This window comes from Streptomyces longisporus (genome assembly GCF_039532765.1).
GTDB classification, from domain to species: Bacteria; Actinomycetota; Actinomycetes; order Streptomycetales; family Streptomycetaceae; genus Streptomyces; species Streptomyces longisporus.
Window position 1 is genome coordinate 170,881 of record NZ_BAAASG010000017.1, and the last position, 14,380, is coordinate 185,260.

The 14,380-nt window shown below is 73.0% G+C and carries 10 protein-coding genes; 7 read left to right on the forward strand and 3 right to left on the reverse strand.

The genetic code is table 11. The features are described from left to right. Positions 1-23 precede the first annotated feature (23 nt). Together ABD355_RS34545 and ABD355_RS34550 are read left to right on the forward strand one after the other, a co-directional pair. Positions 24-1,871, forward strand: coding sequence for an HSP90 family protein (locus ABD355_RS34545; RefSeq protein WP_344404868.1), 1,848 nt, complete (start codon positions 24-26; stop codon positions 1,869-1,871). Next, entirely contained in the window at positions 1,871-4,798 is a 2,928-nt protein-coding gene (locus tag ABD355_RS34550; protein ID WP_344404869.1) for a tetratricopeptide repeat protein, read from the forward strand. Before ABD355_RS34545 ends, ABD355_RS34550 begins: the two co-directional genes overlap by 1 nt. A gap of 354 nt (positions 4,799-5,152) precedes the next feature. On the opposite strand, the gene ABD355_RS34555 is transcribed toward ABD355_RS34550, so the two are convergent. Next, positions 5,153-6,847 (reverse strand): DAK2 domain-containing protein, encoded by a 1,695-nt coding sequence (locus ABD355_RS34555; protein WP_344404870.1) that lies wholly within the window; start codon positions 6,845-6,847, stop codon positions 5,153-5,155. Positions 6,848-7,101: 254 nt separating this feature from the next. On the opposite strand from ABD355_RS34555, the gene rpmB reads away from it, so the two are divergent. The 3 genes from rpmB to ABD355_RS34570 all read left to right on the forward strand — a co-directional run bounded on the left by rpmB (position 7,102) and on the right by ABD355_RS34570 (position 11,650). Further along, positions 7,102-7,287, forward strand: a complete 186-nt coding sequence (gene rpmB, locus ABD355_RS34560; protein ID WP_003993230.1) for a 50S ribosomal protein L28 — start codon at positions 7,102-7,104, stop codon at positions 7,285-7,287. Between the two features lie 111 nt (positions 7,288-7,398). Continuing rightward, positions 7,399-10,395, forward strand: a complete 2,997-nt coding sequence (locus ABD355_RS34565; protein ID WP_344404871.1) for an ATP-binding protein — start codon at positions 7,399-7,401, stop codon at positions 10,393-10,395. Positions 10,396-10,429: 34 nt separating this feature from the next. Continuing rightward, complete coding sequence (locus tag ABD355_RS34570; protein ID WP_344404872.1) at positions 10,430-11,650, forward strand: FAD-dependent monooxygenase; 1,221 nt, start codon at positions 10,430-10,432, stop codon at positions 11,648-11,650. Here ABD355_RS34570 and thiD read toward each other — a convergent pair. Both thiD and ABD355_RS34580 read right to left on the reverse strand, forming a co-directional pair. Continuing rightward, the gene (gene thiD / locus ABD355_RS34575; protein ID WP_344404873.1) at positions 11,625-12,431 is read right to left on the reverse strand and encodes a bifunctional hydroxymethylpyrimidine kinase/phosphomethylpyrimidine kinase; all 807 of its coding nucleotides are present in this window, start codon (positions 12,429-12,431) and stop codon (positions 11,625-11,627) included. The genes ABD355_RS34570 and thiD overlap by 26 nt on opposite strands. Continuing rightward, positions 12,428-13,393, reverse strand: coding sequence for a thiamine-phosphate kinase (locus ABD355_RS34580; protein WP_030943058.1), 966 nt, complete (start codon positions 13,391-13,393; stop codon positions 12,428-12,430). Before ABD355_RS34580 ends, thiD begins: the two co-directional genes overlap by 4 nt. Positions 13,394-13,599: 206 nt before the next feature. Between ABD355_RS34580 and ABD355_RS34585 the strand changes: the two genes are divergently transcribed. Together ABD355_RS34585 and ABD355_RS34590 are read left to right on the forward strand one after the other, a co-directional pair. Continuing rightward, positions 13,600-13,833 (forward strand): Lrp/AsnC family transcriptional regulator, encoded by a 234-nt coding sequence (locus ABD355_RS34585; protein WP_003997603.1) that lies wholly within the window; start codon positions 13,600-13,602, stop codon positions 13,831-13,833. Between the two features lie 20 nt (positions 13,834-13,853). After that, the gene (locus tag ABD355_RS34590) at positions 13,854-14,345 is read left to right on the forward strand and encodes a DUF3515 domain-containing protein (protein WP_344404874.1); all 492 of its coding nucleotides are present in this window, start codon (positions 13,854-13,856) and stop codon (positions 14,343-14,345) included. The last annotated feature ends 35 nt before the right edge of the window (positions 14,346-14,380 follow it).

Below are 14,380 nucleotides of genomic sequence, written 5' to 3' on the forward strand. Positions count from 1 at the left end.
CTCCCCCCACCGGCGCTGCGACGATGGACTCCCAGACTTCGAAGTCATCCCAGCCGTCCCAGTCACCCCAGTCACCTCATACGTTCCAGGTCGACCTGCGCGGGCTGGTGGACCTGCTCTCCCATCACCTGTACTCCAGCCCCAAGGTCTATCTGCGGGAACTGCTGCAGAACGCCGTGGACGCCATCACCGCCCGGCGCGCGGAGCAGCCCGGCGCGCCGGCGCGGGTGCGGCTGTCCACGCAGGCCGGTGCCCTGCGGGTCGAGGACACGGGGGTGGGGCTCACCGAGGCGGACGTGCACACCCTGTTGGCCACCATCGGGCGCAGTTCCAAGCGGACCGACCAGATCGCCGACGGGATCCAGGAGGCCCGCTCCGACTTCCTCGGCCAGTTCGGCATCGGGCTGCTGGCCTGCTTCGTGGTCGCCGAGCGGATCCGGGTGGTCAGCCGCAGCGCCCGTACTCCGGACGCGGCGGTCGTGGAGTGGACGGCGAGCGACGACGGTTCGTACACCGTGCGGACGCTGCCGCACGAGGCGCGGCCCGAACCGGGCACCACCGTGCACCTGGTGGCGCGGGCGGGGGCCGGGGAGTGGCTCGCGCCCGAGCGGGTGCTCACGCTGGCGCGGGACTTCGGATCGCTGCTGCCGTACGACGTCCGGGTCGGCGACGAGGCGGTCACCGACCTCCCGGCGCCTTGGGACCGGGCGTACCCCTCCCCCGCCAACCGGCGGGTGGCGCTGGCGCGGCACTGTCACGAGTTGTTCGGCTTCACCCCGCTCGACTCGATCGAGCTGAACGTGCCGCTCGCCGGGATCCGCGGTGTGGCGTACGTCCTTCCGTCGGCCGTGAGCCCCGCCCAGCGGGCGAGGCATCGTGTGCATCTGAAGGGCATGCTGCTGACCGAGCGGGCCGAACAGCTGCTGCCGGACTGGGCGTTCTTCGTGCGGTGCGTGCTGGACACCGACAGTCTGCGGCCCACGGCCTCGCGCGAGTCGCTGTACGAGGACGAGACGCTGGCGGCCGTACGGGAGGCACTCGGGACAAGGATCCGGTCCTGGCTTACCGGGCTCGCGGCCGGCGATCCGCAGCGGCTGGCGGCCTTTCTGTCCGTGCACCACCTGGGTGTGAAGTCCCTGGCGCGGCACGACATGGAGATGCTGCGCACGATGCTGCCGTGGCTGCCCTTCGAGACCACCGACGGGCAGCTGTCGCTGCAGGAGTTCGCGCAGCGGCACCCGGTGGTGCACTTCACGCGGACCGTGGAGGAGTACCGGCAGGTCGCCCCGATCGCGTCCGCGCAGGGCGTCGGGGTGGTCAACGGCGGTTACACGTACGACAGCGAGCTGGTCGAGGCGTTGCCTTCGGTACGGCCCGGGACGGTGGTCGCGCAGCTGGACGCCGACACGGTGACCGCGCATCTGGACGCGGTCGACCCGGCCGAGGAGCTGGCCCTGTCCGGCTTCCTGGCGGCCGCGCGGGCGAAACTCGATCCCCTGGGGTGCGATGTGGTGCTGCGGGCCTTCCATCCGCTGTCCGTTCCCGCGCTGCACCTGGACGACCGGGCGGCCCGTCACGAGCAGGCCCGTGCCGAGGCCGAGGAGCGGGCCGACGACCTCTGGGCGGGCATCCTGGGGTCGCTCCGTGGCAGCGCCCCACGCGCGCGTCTCGTGCTCAACCACCTCAGCCCGCTGGTCCGGCGGATCAGTTCCCTCCGCGATCCGGAACTGATCGGCACCGCCACCGAGTCCCTGTACGGGCAGGCTCTGCTCATGGCGCAGCGCCCGCTGCGGCCGGCGGACGCGGCGCTGCTGAACCGGGCGTTCATCGGCCTGCTGGAATGGGCGACCCACGGGGAGGACGGCAACTGATGAGCGGAATCACGGACTTCGACTCCCTGCGCCGCGCGATGGCGGAGAACTCCGAACGGCCTGAGGGGCCGGCGCGCAACGCGCGCGCGGAGCAGCTGCTCGTGGAGGCCGAGGGGCTGGGCATCCCGCTCGCCGTGATCGAGGCGCTCGGGCACCAGCTGAAGGTCTACAACTACAGCTCCGAGAAGGACAAGATGTTCGTCCCCTTCGCGCGTCTGCTTCGCATGTGGGACGAGCGGCCCGGGGACTTCGACGAGTACGAGGTGCACTCTCTGCACTGGGTCTTCAAGTGGATGTCGTCCGGGATGCTCGACCAGCCGCATGTGCCGCTCGCCTCGATCGAGAAGTGGCTGGGCGAGATGGAGCACCGCTACCGGCTGGCCGGGCACTCGGAGCGGGCCGTGCGCAGTGCCGAGTTCAGTGTGGCGGCGCACATCGGGGACATCGCGCGGGCGGAGCGGGCGTACGCCGCGTGGCTGGCCGCCGACCGGGACAGCATGGCCGACTGCCCTGCGTGCGAGCTGCACGGGCAGGGCTGGTGGCAGGCGGAGCGGGGGCGGGACGCGGAGGCGCTGCTGCTGTGGCGGCCGGTCCTGGAGGGCGAGTTCACGTGCGCCCACGAGCCGCATACGGTGCTCGCGTCGTCCCTGGTGCCGCTGCTGCGGCTGGGCAGCACGGACGAGGCGCGCGCCAACCATCTGCGGGGCTTCCGGCTGGTGCGGTCCATGGAGAGCATGCGGGGCGCGTACGCGGACCATGTCGAGTTCTGCGCGCTGACCGGGAACGAGGCGCGCGGTCTGGAGCTGCTCGCGGAGCGGCCGGCGTACTTCACGGACACCGGGCAGCCGCGCAGCCGGCTGGACTTCCTGAGCGTGGTGACGCTGCTCATGGAGCGGCTGGACGAGGCAGGGCTGGGAGACCGTGAGGTGCCCGGACCGGCCGGCCGGAGGTGGACGGCGCGCGAACTGGCCACGCACGCGCGTGCCGAGGCGCTTGCGCTGGCGGCGCGTTTCGACGAGCGCAACGGCAATGCGTACGTCGGTGAGCGGGCACGCGCGCGTATGGCGCAGCGACCGCTGGTCGAGCGGTTGCCGCTCGGGGTGCGGGCGACGCGCCCGGTCTCGACGCCTCCGGTGGCGCCGTCGGCCGCCGTGGCCGCGGACGCGCCGGACCTGCCCGCCCTGCTGGCCGAGGCACGCCGGCTCTCGCACACCCTGCAGCCGAAGGCCATGGACGCCTGGGCGGCCGTCTCGCGCGCCGCGGAGGGCGTCGAGCTGGACGCCCACGACCGCGCGGAGATCGCCGACCACGAGGCGATGGACCGGGGTCCGGAGGGCGCCGCACTCTTCGAACGGGCCGCCCAGCTTTACGCGGAGGCCGGCGACCCCGGTGAGGCGCTGGCGGCACGCACGCGTGCGGCGTATGTACGCGCGTTGTCCGGTCAGCTGGACGAGGCGCTGGCGGCGGTCACCGAGCCGTACGACCAGGTCCTGGCGCTGTACGCCGACGACGCCACCGGCGTACGGCAGACGGCCTCCGTGCTGATGGGACGGGCGCGGGTCCTGATGCGGCGGGTGCAGGAGGCGGGCGAGCCGGCTGAGGAAACGGTTCTCGCCGAGGCCGAGAGCGCCGTGCGTGAACTGCTCGCGCTGGTCGGCGGGTACACCGGGGGCGATGTGCGGATCGCCGCGCGGGAGGCCGAGGCCCAGGCCATGCTCGCGGATCTGGCGGTGCGCGGCGGCGACCTGGAGACGGCCGTGGAGCTGTTCGGGCGGGCCACGGCCGGGTTCGTGGGGGCCGGGCTGCCGTGGTTCGCGGTGGAGTACGAGGCGCGGCTGGCCGGGCTGGCGCATCACCTGGGCGACATCTCGGGGGCGGAACGGGCGCTGCGGGCGGCCCTGGAGCACGGCGGGGCGCATCTGGAGGCGGTCGGGCGGGCCCAGCTGCATCTGCAGCTCGCCGAGGTGCTGGGTGGCCGGGGGCTGTCCGTGGAGGCCGCGGAGCACGCCCTGGAGGCGGCGCACTGGGCGGACGAGGCGGGCGAGGGCCCGACGCTCGGGGCCTGGGCGCGGCAGCAGCTCGGCGGGTTCCTGCTGCGGCAGGAGCGGTGGGCCGAGGCCGCGGAGGTGCTGGAGTCGGCGCTGCCCGATCTGAGTGCCGAGACGCACGGGGACGGCGCGGTCGTCCAGACGATGTGGTGGCTCGGTGACTGTCTGAGTGAACTGGGCGAGCACCGCGAGGCGGCCGAACGGCGGCTGCAGGCTGCGGAGATCGCCGAGGAGTGGCCCGAGCAGCACGACCACGCGACGCTCGCCCACCTCGCCGCCGAGTCGCTCGGCGCCGCCGGGCTGCCCGCCGAGGCGGACCGGGCGTACGCGCGCGCGGGCGGCCTGTGGCGCTCGCTCGGCAACGTCCACGGCCTCGTACGCTCCCTGCGCGCCCGCGCCTGGCTGGCGCTGCGGGCGGCGGACGGAACGGGCGCGGCACGGGAGCTGATGGCGGGCGCGGTGCGGGAGTGCGAGACGGCGCTGGGCAGCGCCGGTGCCGACGAGGAGGCCCGGCAGCGGCTCGTCGCCGAACTCGGGCACACCCACCGCCAGTTCGGCGACCTGCTCGCCCGCTCCGCCACGGAGGACGCCGACGACGACTCGATCCGGGCGGCACTCGAAGACGCCCTGTCCGAGGTCACCGAGGCGATCGCTGTGTTCACCTCCCTGGGTGACGACGCCCTGCACAGCCGCACCGGCGCCGAACTGGCCGCAGGCTGGCTGGAAGCCGACCTCGCCCGCCCCTCCCGAGCAGCAACCCACGCCCGTACGGTCCTCGCCGCCTACGACGACGCCGACCCCAAGGACGAGACAGCCCGGAACCGACGGGCGGAGGCGGAACAGATGCTGCAGGTGGTGGAGGAACAGAGGGCGGACTGAAGACGGAAGGCGGGGCCGGCCCAAAGCCGGGGACTCTGGGGGCGGGTCGGGCCGAGAACTCCGGTCGGCACGCGCCAGGAACCTCGCAGCCGACCCGGGCCGGAGCGGTCGGGCCGCAGCGGCAGGGGCTCGCACCCGGCAGCGGGTCGGCAGTCCCCGAACCGGCCCGGGCCGGGAAGGTCGGACTGCAGGGGCCAGGAGTCCCCTCCTCCCCCGGGGAGCCGCGGAGCCCCCGAGCGCAAGGGCCTCGTGGCCAGAGCCCCGCCGCCCACCCGGGGTCCTCGCGGTCGGCCCGGGGCAGAAGCGGACGGGGCGTCGGGACCGCCGGCGCCAGGAACGGTGGGCCCCAGGGGGCTATTCGACGCCGATCAGGAGCAGGGCTCCCTGGCGGCCGCCCTGGTAGACCACCGTGTCCACGGCGAGGTACGACTCGCGGACTCGGGTCTGGAGGCGGTCCGCGACGGAGTCGGGGGCCTCGTCGCCCAGGACCAGGGTGACCAGTTCGCCGCCGGCCTGGAGCATGCGGTCGAGGACGGTTTCGGCGGTGAGGGTGACGTCGGTGCCGATCACGGCCACGTCGCCGTCGATGAGGCCGAGGACATCCCCTGCCTGGCAGATTCCGGCCATGGTCCAGGACTGGCGCTCGGCGACCGCGACCTCGGCGTAGCGGGTCGCACCGGCCGCCGAGGTCATCGACACGACGTCCTCGTCGAAGCGGCGCTCCGGCTCGTGCACGGCGAGCGCGGCGATCCCCTGGACCGCGGAGCGGGTCGGGATCAGGGCCACCCGGATGCCCTCGGTCCGGGCCTGCTCGGCCGCCGCGGCGGCGGTGTGGCGCAGGTCGGCGTCGTTGGGCAGCAGCACGACCTCGCGCGCGTGGGCGCGCCGTACGGCGTCAACGAGCTCACCGCTCGCAGGCGGCTCCCCGGGGCGCGCGAGCACGGTGGTCGCGCCCGCCTCGCTGTACAGCCCGGCCAGGCCCTCGCCCGGCACGACGGCCACGACCGCCCGCTGTACCTGCTCCCTGGGCGGCCGCTGCCCACCGGTGGTGTGCACATCGCCGACACCGAAGTGAGTGATCCGGATCCGGTACGGCCGCCCCGCCTCGACCCCCGCCTCCACGGCGGCGCCCGCGTCGTCCACGTGTACGTGCACGTTCCACAGCCCGTCGCCGCCGACCACGACCAGCGAGTCCCCGAGAGCGTCGAGCCGCGCCCGCAGCCGGTCCACGGCCGCGTCCTCGGCCTCCAGGAGATAGATCACCTCAAATGCGGGTCCGCCCTCCTCCACAGGGGGTACACAGTCCTCGGCCACGAGGGTGCTCTCCACCACGGCCGTGTCGGTCTGCACACGCGCGTGCCCGCCGAACAGCGCGACGGCCGCCGGCGCCTCCCCCGTGAACGTCTCCACCAGCGCCGCGAGCACCGCCACCAGTCCGCGTCCGCCGGCGTCGACCACGCCGGCGCGGCCCAGCACGGCCAGCTGCCCGGGGGTCGCGACCAGTGCAGCGCGCGCTCCCTCGTAGGCGGCCCGCGCGACCGCCCCGCAGTCGCCCTCGGCTCCCATGGCCGCGTCGGCGGCCGCGGCGGCCACCGACAGGACCGTGCCCTCGACCGGGTGCGCGACGGCCCGGCGGGCGGAGTCGGCCGCGTGCCGCAGGGCGAGCCGGAGGCCGGAGCCGTCGGTGTGAGGCGTCTCACCCTCGGCGGCCAGCACCTGCGCCATGCCGCGCAGCAGCTGCGCGAGGATCGTCCCGGAGTTCCCCTGCGCGCCTATCAGCGCCCCGTGCGCCATCGCGCGCACGGCCTCGGCAAGCGAGGGCTTCCCGGCGGCCTCGGAGCCCACCTCATGCCCGGCGAAGACGGCCTCCACCGCCCCGACGGCGGACTCCACGGTCAGATACAGGTTGGTGCCGGTGTCCCCGTCGGCCACGGGGTAGACGTTGATCGCGTCGATCTCCTCGCGCGCACGGCCGAGCGCCTCCAGCGCGAGGCCGCACCAGGTGCGCACCGCGAGAGCATCGAAGAATGTCTGCGGCACCTGCGCCACCTGCGCCTCCTCAGGATCCGGACTGGACGCAGCGTAGACCCAGAGCGGGTGACCACCGGAAGAGGGCCGGGAGCGGGGCCCTGATCAGCCATGGTAGTTTCGTTGTACTGGCGCAGTCGTTGTATGCTGCTCCGGTTGCCCGATCCACATCGGGCTCTCCCCTGGCACCGCCACTCAGATCTCTGATCCTGCGATCTCGATCCCGGCATGCCGGGACTCAACCGTAAGTGCATCTGAAGTCTTTGGAGTGACCCGTGGCTGCCAACTGCGACGTCTGCGGCAAGGGGCCGGGCTTCGGCAACAACATCTCGCACTCGCACCGCCGTACGTCCCGTCGCTGGAACCCGAACATCCAGCGCGTCCGTACCGTGGTCGGCGGGACGCCGAAGCGCGTGAACGCTTGCACCTCGTGCATCAAGGCCGGCAAGGTCTCGCGCTGACGCACAGCTAAGCGCGCGGCCACTGCTGGTTCGCTGCACTGAGCCGGTCCACCTCGGTGGGCCGGCTTTTTGCTGTACCTGACAAGGCGGCGGGCCTGACAAGCTGGGCGCATGCGCTTCGGCATCCTCGGCCCCCTGGAGGCACGCACCGACAACGGCACCCCCGTCGACCCCGGAGGGCCCCGCCCCCGCGCCCTGTTGACTCTCCTGCTGCTCGACGCGGGCCGATCGGTCTCCACGGGCCGGCTGATCGACGGACTGTACGGCGCCGAGCCGCCCGCGGGGGCCGCCAACGCCCTCCAGTCGCAGATCTCCCGTCTGCGCCGGCGTCTGGCCCCGCACACGGAGATCGAAGCGACCCCCACGGGCTACCGCATCGCCACCGCTCCCGACACGGTCGACGCCCTGCGGTTCGAGCAGTTGGCCGCGCAGGCACGCACTGTTGCCGGCGATCACCGGCAGGTCGCCGCACAGCTCAGGGAGGCCCTCGCCCTGTGGCGCGGCCCCGCACTGCCCGACCTCCCGGACGCGCACGCCGAGGCCGCCCGGCTCGAGGAGCTCAGGCTGGCCGCCGTACAGGACCGGATCGAGGCGGACCTGGCGCTCGGCGGCGGCCCGGAACTCGTACCGGAGTTGCGGGCGCTGCTGTCCGCGCATCCGCTGAGCGAGCGTCTGTACGGGCAGCTGATGCGGGCCCTGCACGCGGGCGGGCGCCCCGCCGAGGCGCTCACGGTGTACGAGGAGGCCCGGCGCACCCTCGCCGACGAACTGGGCGCCGATCCCTCGCCCGAACTGTCCGCGCTGCACCTGGAGCTGCTGCAGTGCGGCGGACCCGAGCGCCGCCGCCTCCCGGTCCAGCTCACCCGTTTCGTGGGCCGCGAGGGCGAACTCACCCGGATCGCCGGCCTCCTGGCCGAGGCTCGCCTGGTCACCCTCACCGGCCCGGGCGGTGCGGGCAAGACACGGCTGGCGATCGAGGCGGCGACGCGGCACGCCGATGTCCGTTTCGTCGAGCTGGCCCCGCTCACGGATGGCCGGCAGATCCCGTACGCCGTCCTCGCTGCGCTCGGCGTGCGTGAGGGTTTCCGCACGGCCACGGCCGACAGCACGGACCGGCTGCTGGCCGCACTGGAGGAGCGCGAGCTGCTTCTGGTGCTCGACAACTGCGAGCACCTGGTCGAGGAGGCCGCCCGGATCGCCGCGCTACTGCTCGGCTCGTGTCCCGGCGTGCGCGTCCTCGCCACCAGCCGCGAGTCCCTGGGGATCACCGGCGAGGTGCTGGTCCCCGTGCCGCCGCTGCCGCCGGAACCCGCGGTGCGGCTCTTCGCCGACCGGGCCCGGGCCGTACACCCCGCGTTCGAGGCCAACGCGCGCGTGCACGGCATCTGTGCCGCCCTCGATGGGCTCCCGCTCGCCATCGAGCTGGCGGCGGCCCGGCTGCGCACCCTGACCCCGGACGAGCTGGCGGACCGCCTGGACGACCGGTTTCGCGTGCTGTCCCGGGGCGACCGCTCCAAGGCGCCCCGGCACCGTACCCTGCGCGCCGTCGTGGAGTGGAGCTGGGACCTGCTGGACGAGGAGGAGCGGGAGCTGGCGCGGCGACTGACGGTGTTCTCCGGGGGCGCGACGCTGGAGGCGGTCGAGGCGGTGTGCGCGCTGCCGTACCCGGAGGACGTCCTGGCCTCGCTGGTCGAGAAGTCGCTCCTGGAGGTGTCCGAGGGGCGTTACCGGATGCTGGAGACGATCAGGGCGTTCGCCGCCGAGGACGGACCGGACCGGGGCCACCTCAAGGACGCGCACGCCCGGTACTTCCTGCGGCTGGCCGAGCAGGCCGAGCCGTACCTCCGCAGCGGCGGCCAACTGCCCTGGCTGGCCCGTCTGGCCGCCGAGCGCGGCAACCTGGACGCGGCACTGCGCCATCTCGTACGGGCCGCCCCCGCGGACGCGCTGCGCCTGATGGGCCTCCTGTCCTGGTTCTGGCGGCTGCGCGGGCTGCACGGCGAACAGGTGCCGACGGCCCGCGAGCTGCTGGCCGCCGTGGGGGACGCGCCGCCACCGGGCCTGGAGGAGGAGTACGTGCTGTGCGCCATCAACGCGCTCTCCGCCGACGGGGACCATCCTGTCGGTCAGGACGGCCTCCTCGCGCGCGTGGACGCCGTCCTGAGCACGTACGAGGGGCCGCTGCGGCTGCCGTACGTCTTGGTCCTGTGGTCGGTCGCGGCCGGCCCGCGGCCCGGCTCCGACGACCGGGCCCTCGCCCTGGCCGGCGACGCCCCCTGGGTCCGGGCGCTGCTGGACGTCGGGCTCGGCTTCCAGGAGCAGTTCGCGGGACGGGCGCGGGAGGCCGAGGAACGTTTCGCCCGTGCACTGGCCGGGTTCCGCACCACCGGTGACCGGTGGGGTATGGCCAACTGCCTGGATCCGCTTGGGATGTTCGCCCACGCGCGCGGGGAGTCGGGCCGCGCGCTGGAGCTGATCGACGAGGGGCTGGCGTATGTGCGGGAGCTGGCCGCGCCGGAGGAGACCGCCGATCTGCTGCGCGGCCGCGGGACCGTACTGCTGCACCAAGGGGACGCGTCCGGCGCGGCGGCCCACTTCGAGCAGGCGTTGACGCTCGCGCGTGACGCCGGTCTGCCCGACAAGGTGGCGAGCGCGCGGCGCGGCCTGGGCGACACGGTCCGCCTGTCCGGGGACACGGCACGCGCGCGCGTGCACTACGAGGACGCCCTGGCGGCATGCGCGGCCAACTGGTTCAGTGCCGGCGAGACGGTAAGGATCATGGTCGGACTCGGCCGTACGGCCGCCGCCGAGGGCCACACCGGGCAGGCCCGCGACTGGTTCCGGCAGGCCGCCGAGCTCGCCGCCGAGGGGCCGGGCGACCTCGAACTCGCCGATTCCGTCGAGGCCTTGGCATCCGTCGCCGAGTCCCCTCAGCGGGCGGCCGTCCTGCTCGGCGCGGCGACCGCCCTGCGCGGCATGCGCAACGAGCGTGACCCCGATCTCGTACGCACGGAGAGGGACGTACGCGCGCAGCTGTCGCCCGAGGCGTACGACAACGCCTTCGAGCGGGGCCGAAGCCTGCGGTCAGCGGCGGTCAGCGAACGGTAGGAGGACGGTCAGCGGCGCCCCCGAAGCTCATCCCATGACGAAGACACAGAGCACGACGGACACACAGCGCCTCAGCCACCTGAACGTCCTCATCTCCGGCGCCAGCGTCGCCGGTCCGGCCCTCGCCCTCAACCTGCTGCGCCACGGCGCCCGCGTCACCGTCATCGAGAGGGCGCCCGACCTGCGCGGCGGCGGCTTCGCGGTCGACTTCCGCGGGCACGTCCACCGCACCGTCCTCACCACCATGGGCATCTGGGACGAGATCCACGCCCGCCAGACCCACATGGGCCGCCAGATCGTCGTCGACGCGAACGGTTCCCCGAAGGTGGACCTGCCCTCGGAGATGATGAGCGGCGACGTCGAGATCTTCCGGGGCGAGCTCGCGCGGATCATGTACGAGCGCACACGCGATCGCATCGAGTATGTGTTCGGCGACTCGATCGTCACACTCAACGACACGGCCGACGGGGTCGACGTCACCTTCGAGCAGGGGCCCGCCCGCCGCTTCGACCTGGTGATCGGCGCGGACGGCCTGCACTCGAACACCCGCTCCCTCGCCTTCGGCGACGAGTCGCGCTACCTGCACTTCCTCGACCACTACGTGGCGGGCTTCGAGGTCCCCAACCACCTGGGCCTGGACCGTACCGGCCGCACCTACAGCGAGCCCGGCCGCGCGATCGTGATCGGCAACTACGACGGCGACCCGGACCGCGCGGGCGCACTGCTCGTCTTCCGGTCGCAGGAGCTGTCGTACGACCGCCGGGACATCGCCCAGCAGAAGCGGATCCTCGCCGACCGCTTTGCGGGGATGGGCTGGGAGGGGCCGAACGTCCTCAAGGCCCTCGAACAGACCGAGGACCTCTACTTCGACGCGATCGCCCAGATCCACGTCGACCGGCTGACCAAGGGGCGGGTGGCGCTGCTCGGGGACGCGGGCTATGGAGCAACCATGGGCGGCATGGGGACGGGCGTGGCGATCGTCGGCGCGTACGTCCTCGCCGGTGAACTGGCGCTCGCGGGCGGCGACCACCGCACCGCGTTCGCCGCTTACGAGGCCCGGATCACCGACTTCGCCAAGGGCTGCCAGAAGACCTCCGGCAACGCGGGACCGTTCTTCGCGCCGCCCACCGAGCGGCGCATCCGCAGCCGGGACCGCATGTACCGGCTGCTCGCCTCCCGCCCGCTCGCCGCGTTCTTCAAGAAGATCACCGAGAAGTCGGCGACCAACATCAGGCTCCCCGAGTACCCCGCGTAAGGGCCCACCCGTGGTCCACGGGCCCGATCCCCCCACCGAGTGCGAACCCGGCCGCGATCGCCCCGGTGACGTACTCCTTGGCCGCCGCCACCGCCTGAGGCACGGACTGCCCCTTAGCGAGCTGCGACGCGATCGCCGACGCGAGGGTGCAGCCCGTGCCGTGCGTGTGCCGGTTGTCGTGTCGCGGGGCGCGCAGCCAGTGCTCCTCGGAGCCGTCGGTGAGCAGGTCGACGGCCTCGCCGGGCAGATGACCGCCCTTGATGAGCACCCAGCGCGGCCCGTACGACAGCACGGCCGCCGCCGCCTCGCGCAGATCCGACTCCGACCCGACGTGCACCCCGGCGAGCTCCGCCACCTCGTCGAGGTTCGGCGTCGCGACGGTCGCCGCGGGCAGCAGCTTCGTCCGTACGGACTCCAGTGCGGAGGCCGCCAGCAGCGAGTCCCCGTGCTTCGAGATGCCGACCGGGTCGACGACTGCGGGGGCATCGGTCGCGGCGATCAACTCGGCAACCGCCTCGACGAGTTCCGCCGAGGCCAGCATCCCGGTCTTGACCGCCTGTACGCCGATGTCGTCGACCACGCTCCGGAACTGGGCCCGCACGGCCTCCACCGGCAGCTCCCAAGCCCCCTGCACGCCAAGGGAGTTCTGTGCGGTGACCGCCGTGACGACACTCATGCCGTGCACGCCGAGCGCGAGCATCGTCTTCAAGTCGGCCTGGATCCCGGCCCCGCCGCCGGAGTCGGAGCCCGCGACCGTCAGCACCCTGGGCGGGGCGCTCATGACTCGATGTCCCCGAAGTGGTCCCAGCCGCCCTTGCTGGTCCACGGCGCGCCGTCCACCGTCACCTGGGGCAGCGCCGAGGGGTTGAGCACCTCGCCGATCACCTTCCAGCGGGCCGGCAGTTTCACGTCCGGCGGGAAGGTCGCCACGATCGCGTGGTCCTCTCCCCCGGTCAGCACCCACTGCATGGGGTCGACACCGACGGCCTGCCCGATGTCGTTCATCTGGGAGGGGATGTCGATCGCGCCGGAACGGATGTCGATACGGACCTTGCTGGCCTCGGCGATGTGCCCCAGGTCGGCGATGAGCCCGTCGCTGACGTCGCACATCGCGGTCGCGCCGAGCCCCGCGGCCGCCGGACCCGCGTGGTACGGCGGCTCGGGCCGCCGGTGCGCCTCCACGAAAGCGCGCGGCGAACGGAACCCCCGGGAGAGCACCGCGTAACCGGCGGCGGACCAGCCGAGCCAGCCGGTCACCGCGACCAGGTCGCCGGGCTGGGCGCCGCCCCGGGTGATCGGCTCCTGGTTGCGCAGATCGCCGAGGGCGGTGATCGACACCACGATCGTGTCGCCCCGTACGACATCCCCGCCGACCACGGACGCGCCCGCGACCTGGCACTCGTCGCGGATGCCGTCCATCAGCTCGCTGGGCCAGGTCACCGGAAGCTCGGCGGGCACCACCAGGCCGAGCAGCAGGGCGGTCGGTACGGCACCCATCGCGGCGATGTCCGCGAGGTTCTGCGCAGCGGCCTTACGTCCGACGTCGTAGGCGGTGGACCAGTCGCGGCGGAAGTGCCGTCCCTCCAGGAGGATGTCGGTGCTGGCCACGACCCGGCGGTCGGGTGCGGCCACCACCGCGGCGTCGTCGCCGGGGCCGACCCGGACCGCCGGGGTGGTGGTGAGACGGGAGGTGAGCTCCCTGATGAGCCCGAACTCCCCGAGCTCACCAACAGTGCCCTTCATTGCCCTTGCTCCCCTTCTGTCCCTGGCCGTGCCCGGTCGCGCGTCATCAGTGTCCTCGATACGGTCGAGGTGACCGTCAACCTTTGCCGTGCCTGCACCCCGGCGCGCAAGCCCCGGCCTCCGCAGGTCTCCCCGCGGCGAGCGGCGACGCGATACCGTGGCGTTCCTTTTCCCCACATGATCCTCGTGGCCGCCCTGGAGGTTCCGTGGTACAGGCGTACATCCTGATCCAGACGGAGGTCGGCAAGGCGTCGACCGTCGCCGAGACGATCAGCAAGATCCCTGGAGTCATCCAGGCCGAGGACGTGACAGGACCTTATGACGTGATCGTGCGGGCCCAGGCCGACACCGTGGACGACCTCGGACGCATGGTGGTCGCGAAGGTCCAGCAGGTGGACGGCATCACCCGCACCCTGACCTGCCCGGTCGTCCATCTGTAGCCCCCGTCTACCCTTGGCCGGTGAAGTCTTTCAGTCGCCGGCGCCCCGTTCCTGCCGGGCTTCCCGTACTCGTCCTGCTGATCGCCGCCGCGGGCTGCTCATCAGCAGACGACAGCGCGTCGGCGGCGGTTCCCTCGCCCGGGGCGAAGGTCGCTGCGCTGTGCCGGAGCCTGGACAAAGTGCTGCCGGCCAAGGTCGACGGTCTCAGTCGCCGGGATCCCGAGCCCGCGTCCGCGCTGACCGCGGGCTGGGGGAACCCGGCGATCATACTGCGCTGCGGTGTTTTGCGGCCCGCGGAGATGAGTGATCCCGAGGCCGACGGGGTCGAGGTGAACGGGGTGGGGTGGCTGTTGCAGAAGCAGAAGGACGGGTCATTCCGCTTCACCAGCACCCTGCGCAAGGCTTATGTCGAGGTGTCGATCCCTGCGAAGCGCACCGGTGATGGCATGGCGCCGTTGGTTGATCTGGCGCCTGCCATCAAGAAGGCGGTGCCGGCGGGTATTGCCGACTAATCGCCGTCGGCGGAAAGGTCATACGTCGACTGCGA

What these genes read in the sequence shown, in the direction of transcription:
- ABD355_RS34545 (WP_344404868.1), top strand. Translation starts at nt 24, where the DNA reads ATGGACTCCCAGACTTCGAAGTCATCCCAGCCGTCCCAGTCACCCCAG.
- ABD355_RS34550 (WP_344404869.1), top strand. Translation starts at nt 1,871, where the DNA reads ATGAGCGGAATCACGGACTTCGACTCCCTGCGCCGCGCGATGGCGGAG.
- ABD355_RS34565 (WP_344404871.1), top strand. Translation starts at nt 7,399, where the DNA reads ATGCGCTTCGGCATCCTCGGCCCCCTGGAGGCACGCACCGACAACGGC.
- ABD355_RS34570 (WP_344404872.1), top strand. Translation starts at nt 10,430, where the DNA reads ATGACGAAGACACAGAGCACGACGGACACACAGCGCCTCAGCCACCTG.
- thiD (WP_344404873.1), bottom strand. Translation starts at nt 12,431, where the DNA reads ATGAGCGCCCCGCCCAGGGTGCTGACGGTCGCGGGCTCCGACTCCGGC.
- ABD355_RS34580 (WP_030943058.1), bottom strand. Translation starts at nt 13,393, where the DNA reads ATGAAGGGCACTGTTGGTGAGCTCGGGGAGTTCGGGCTCATCAGGGAG.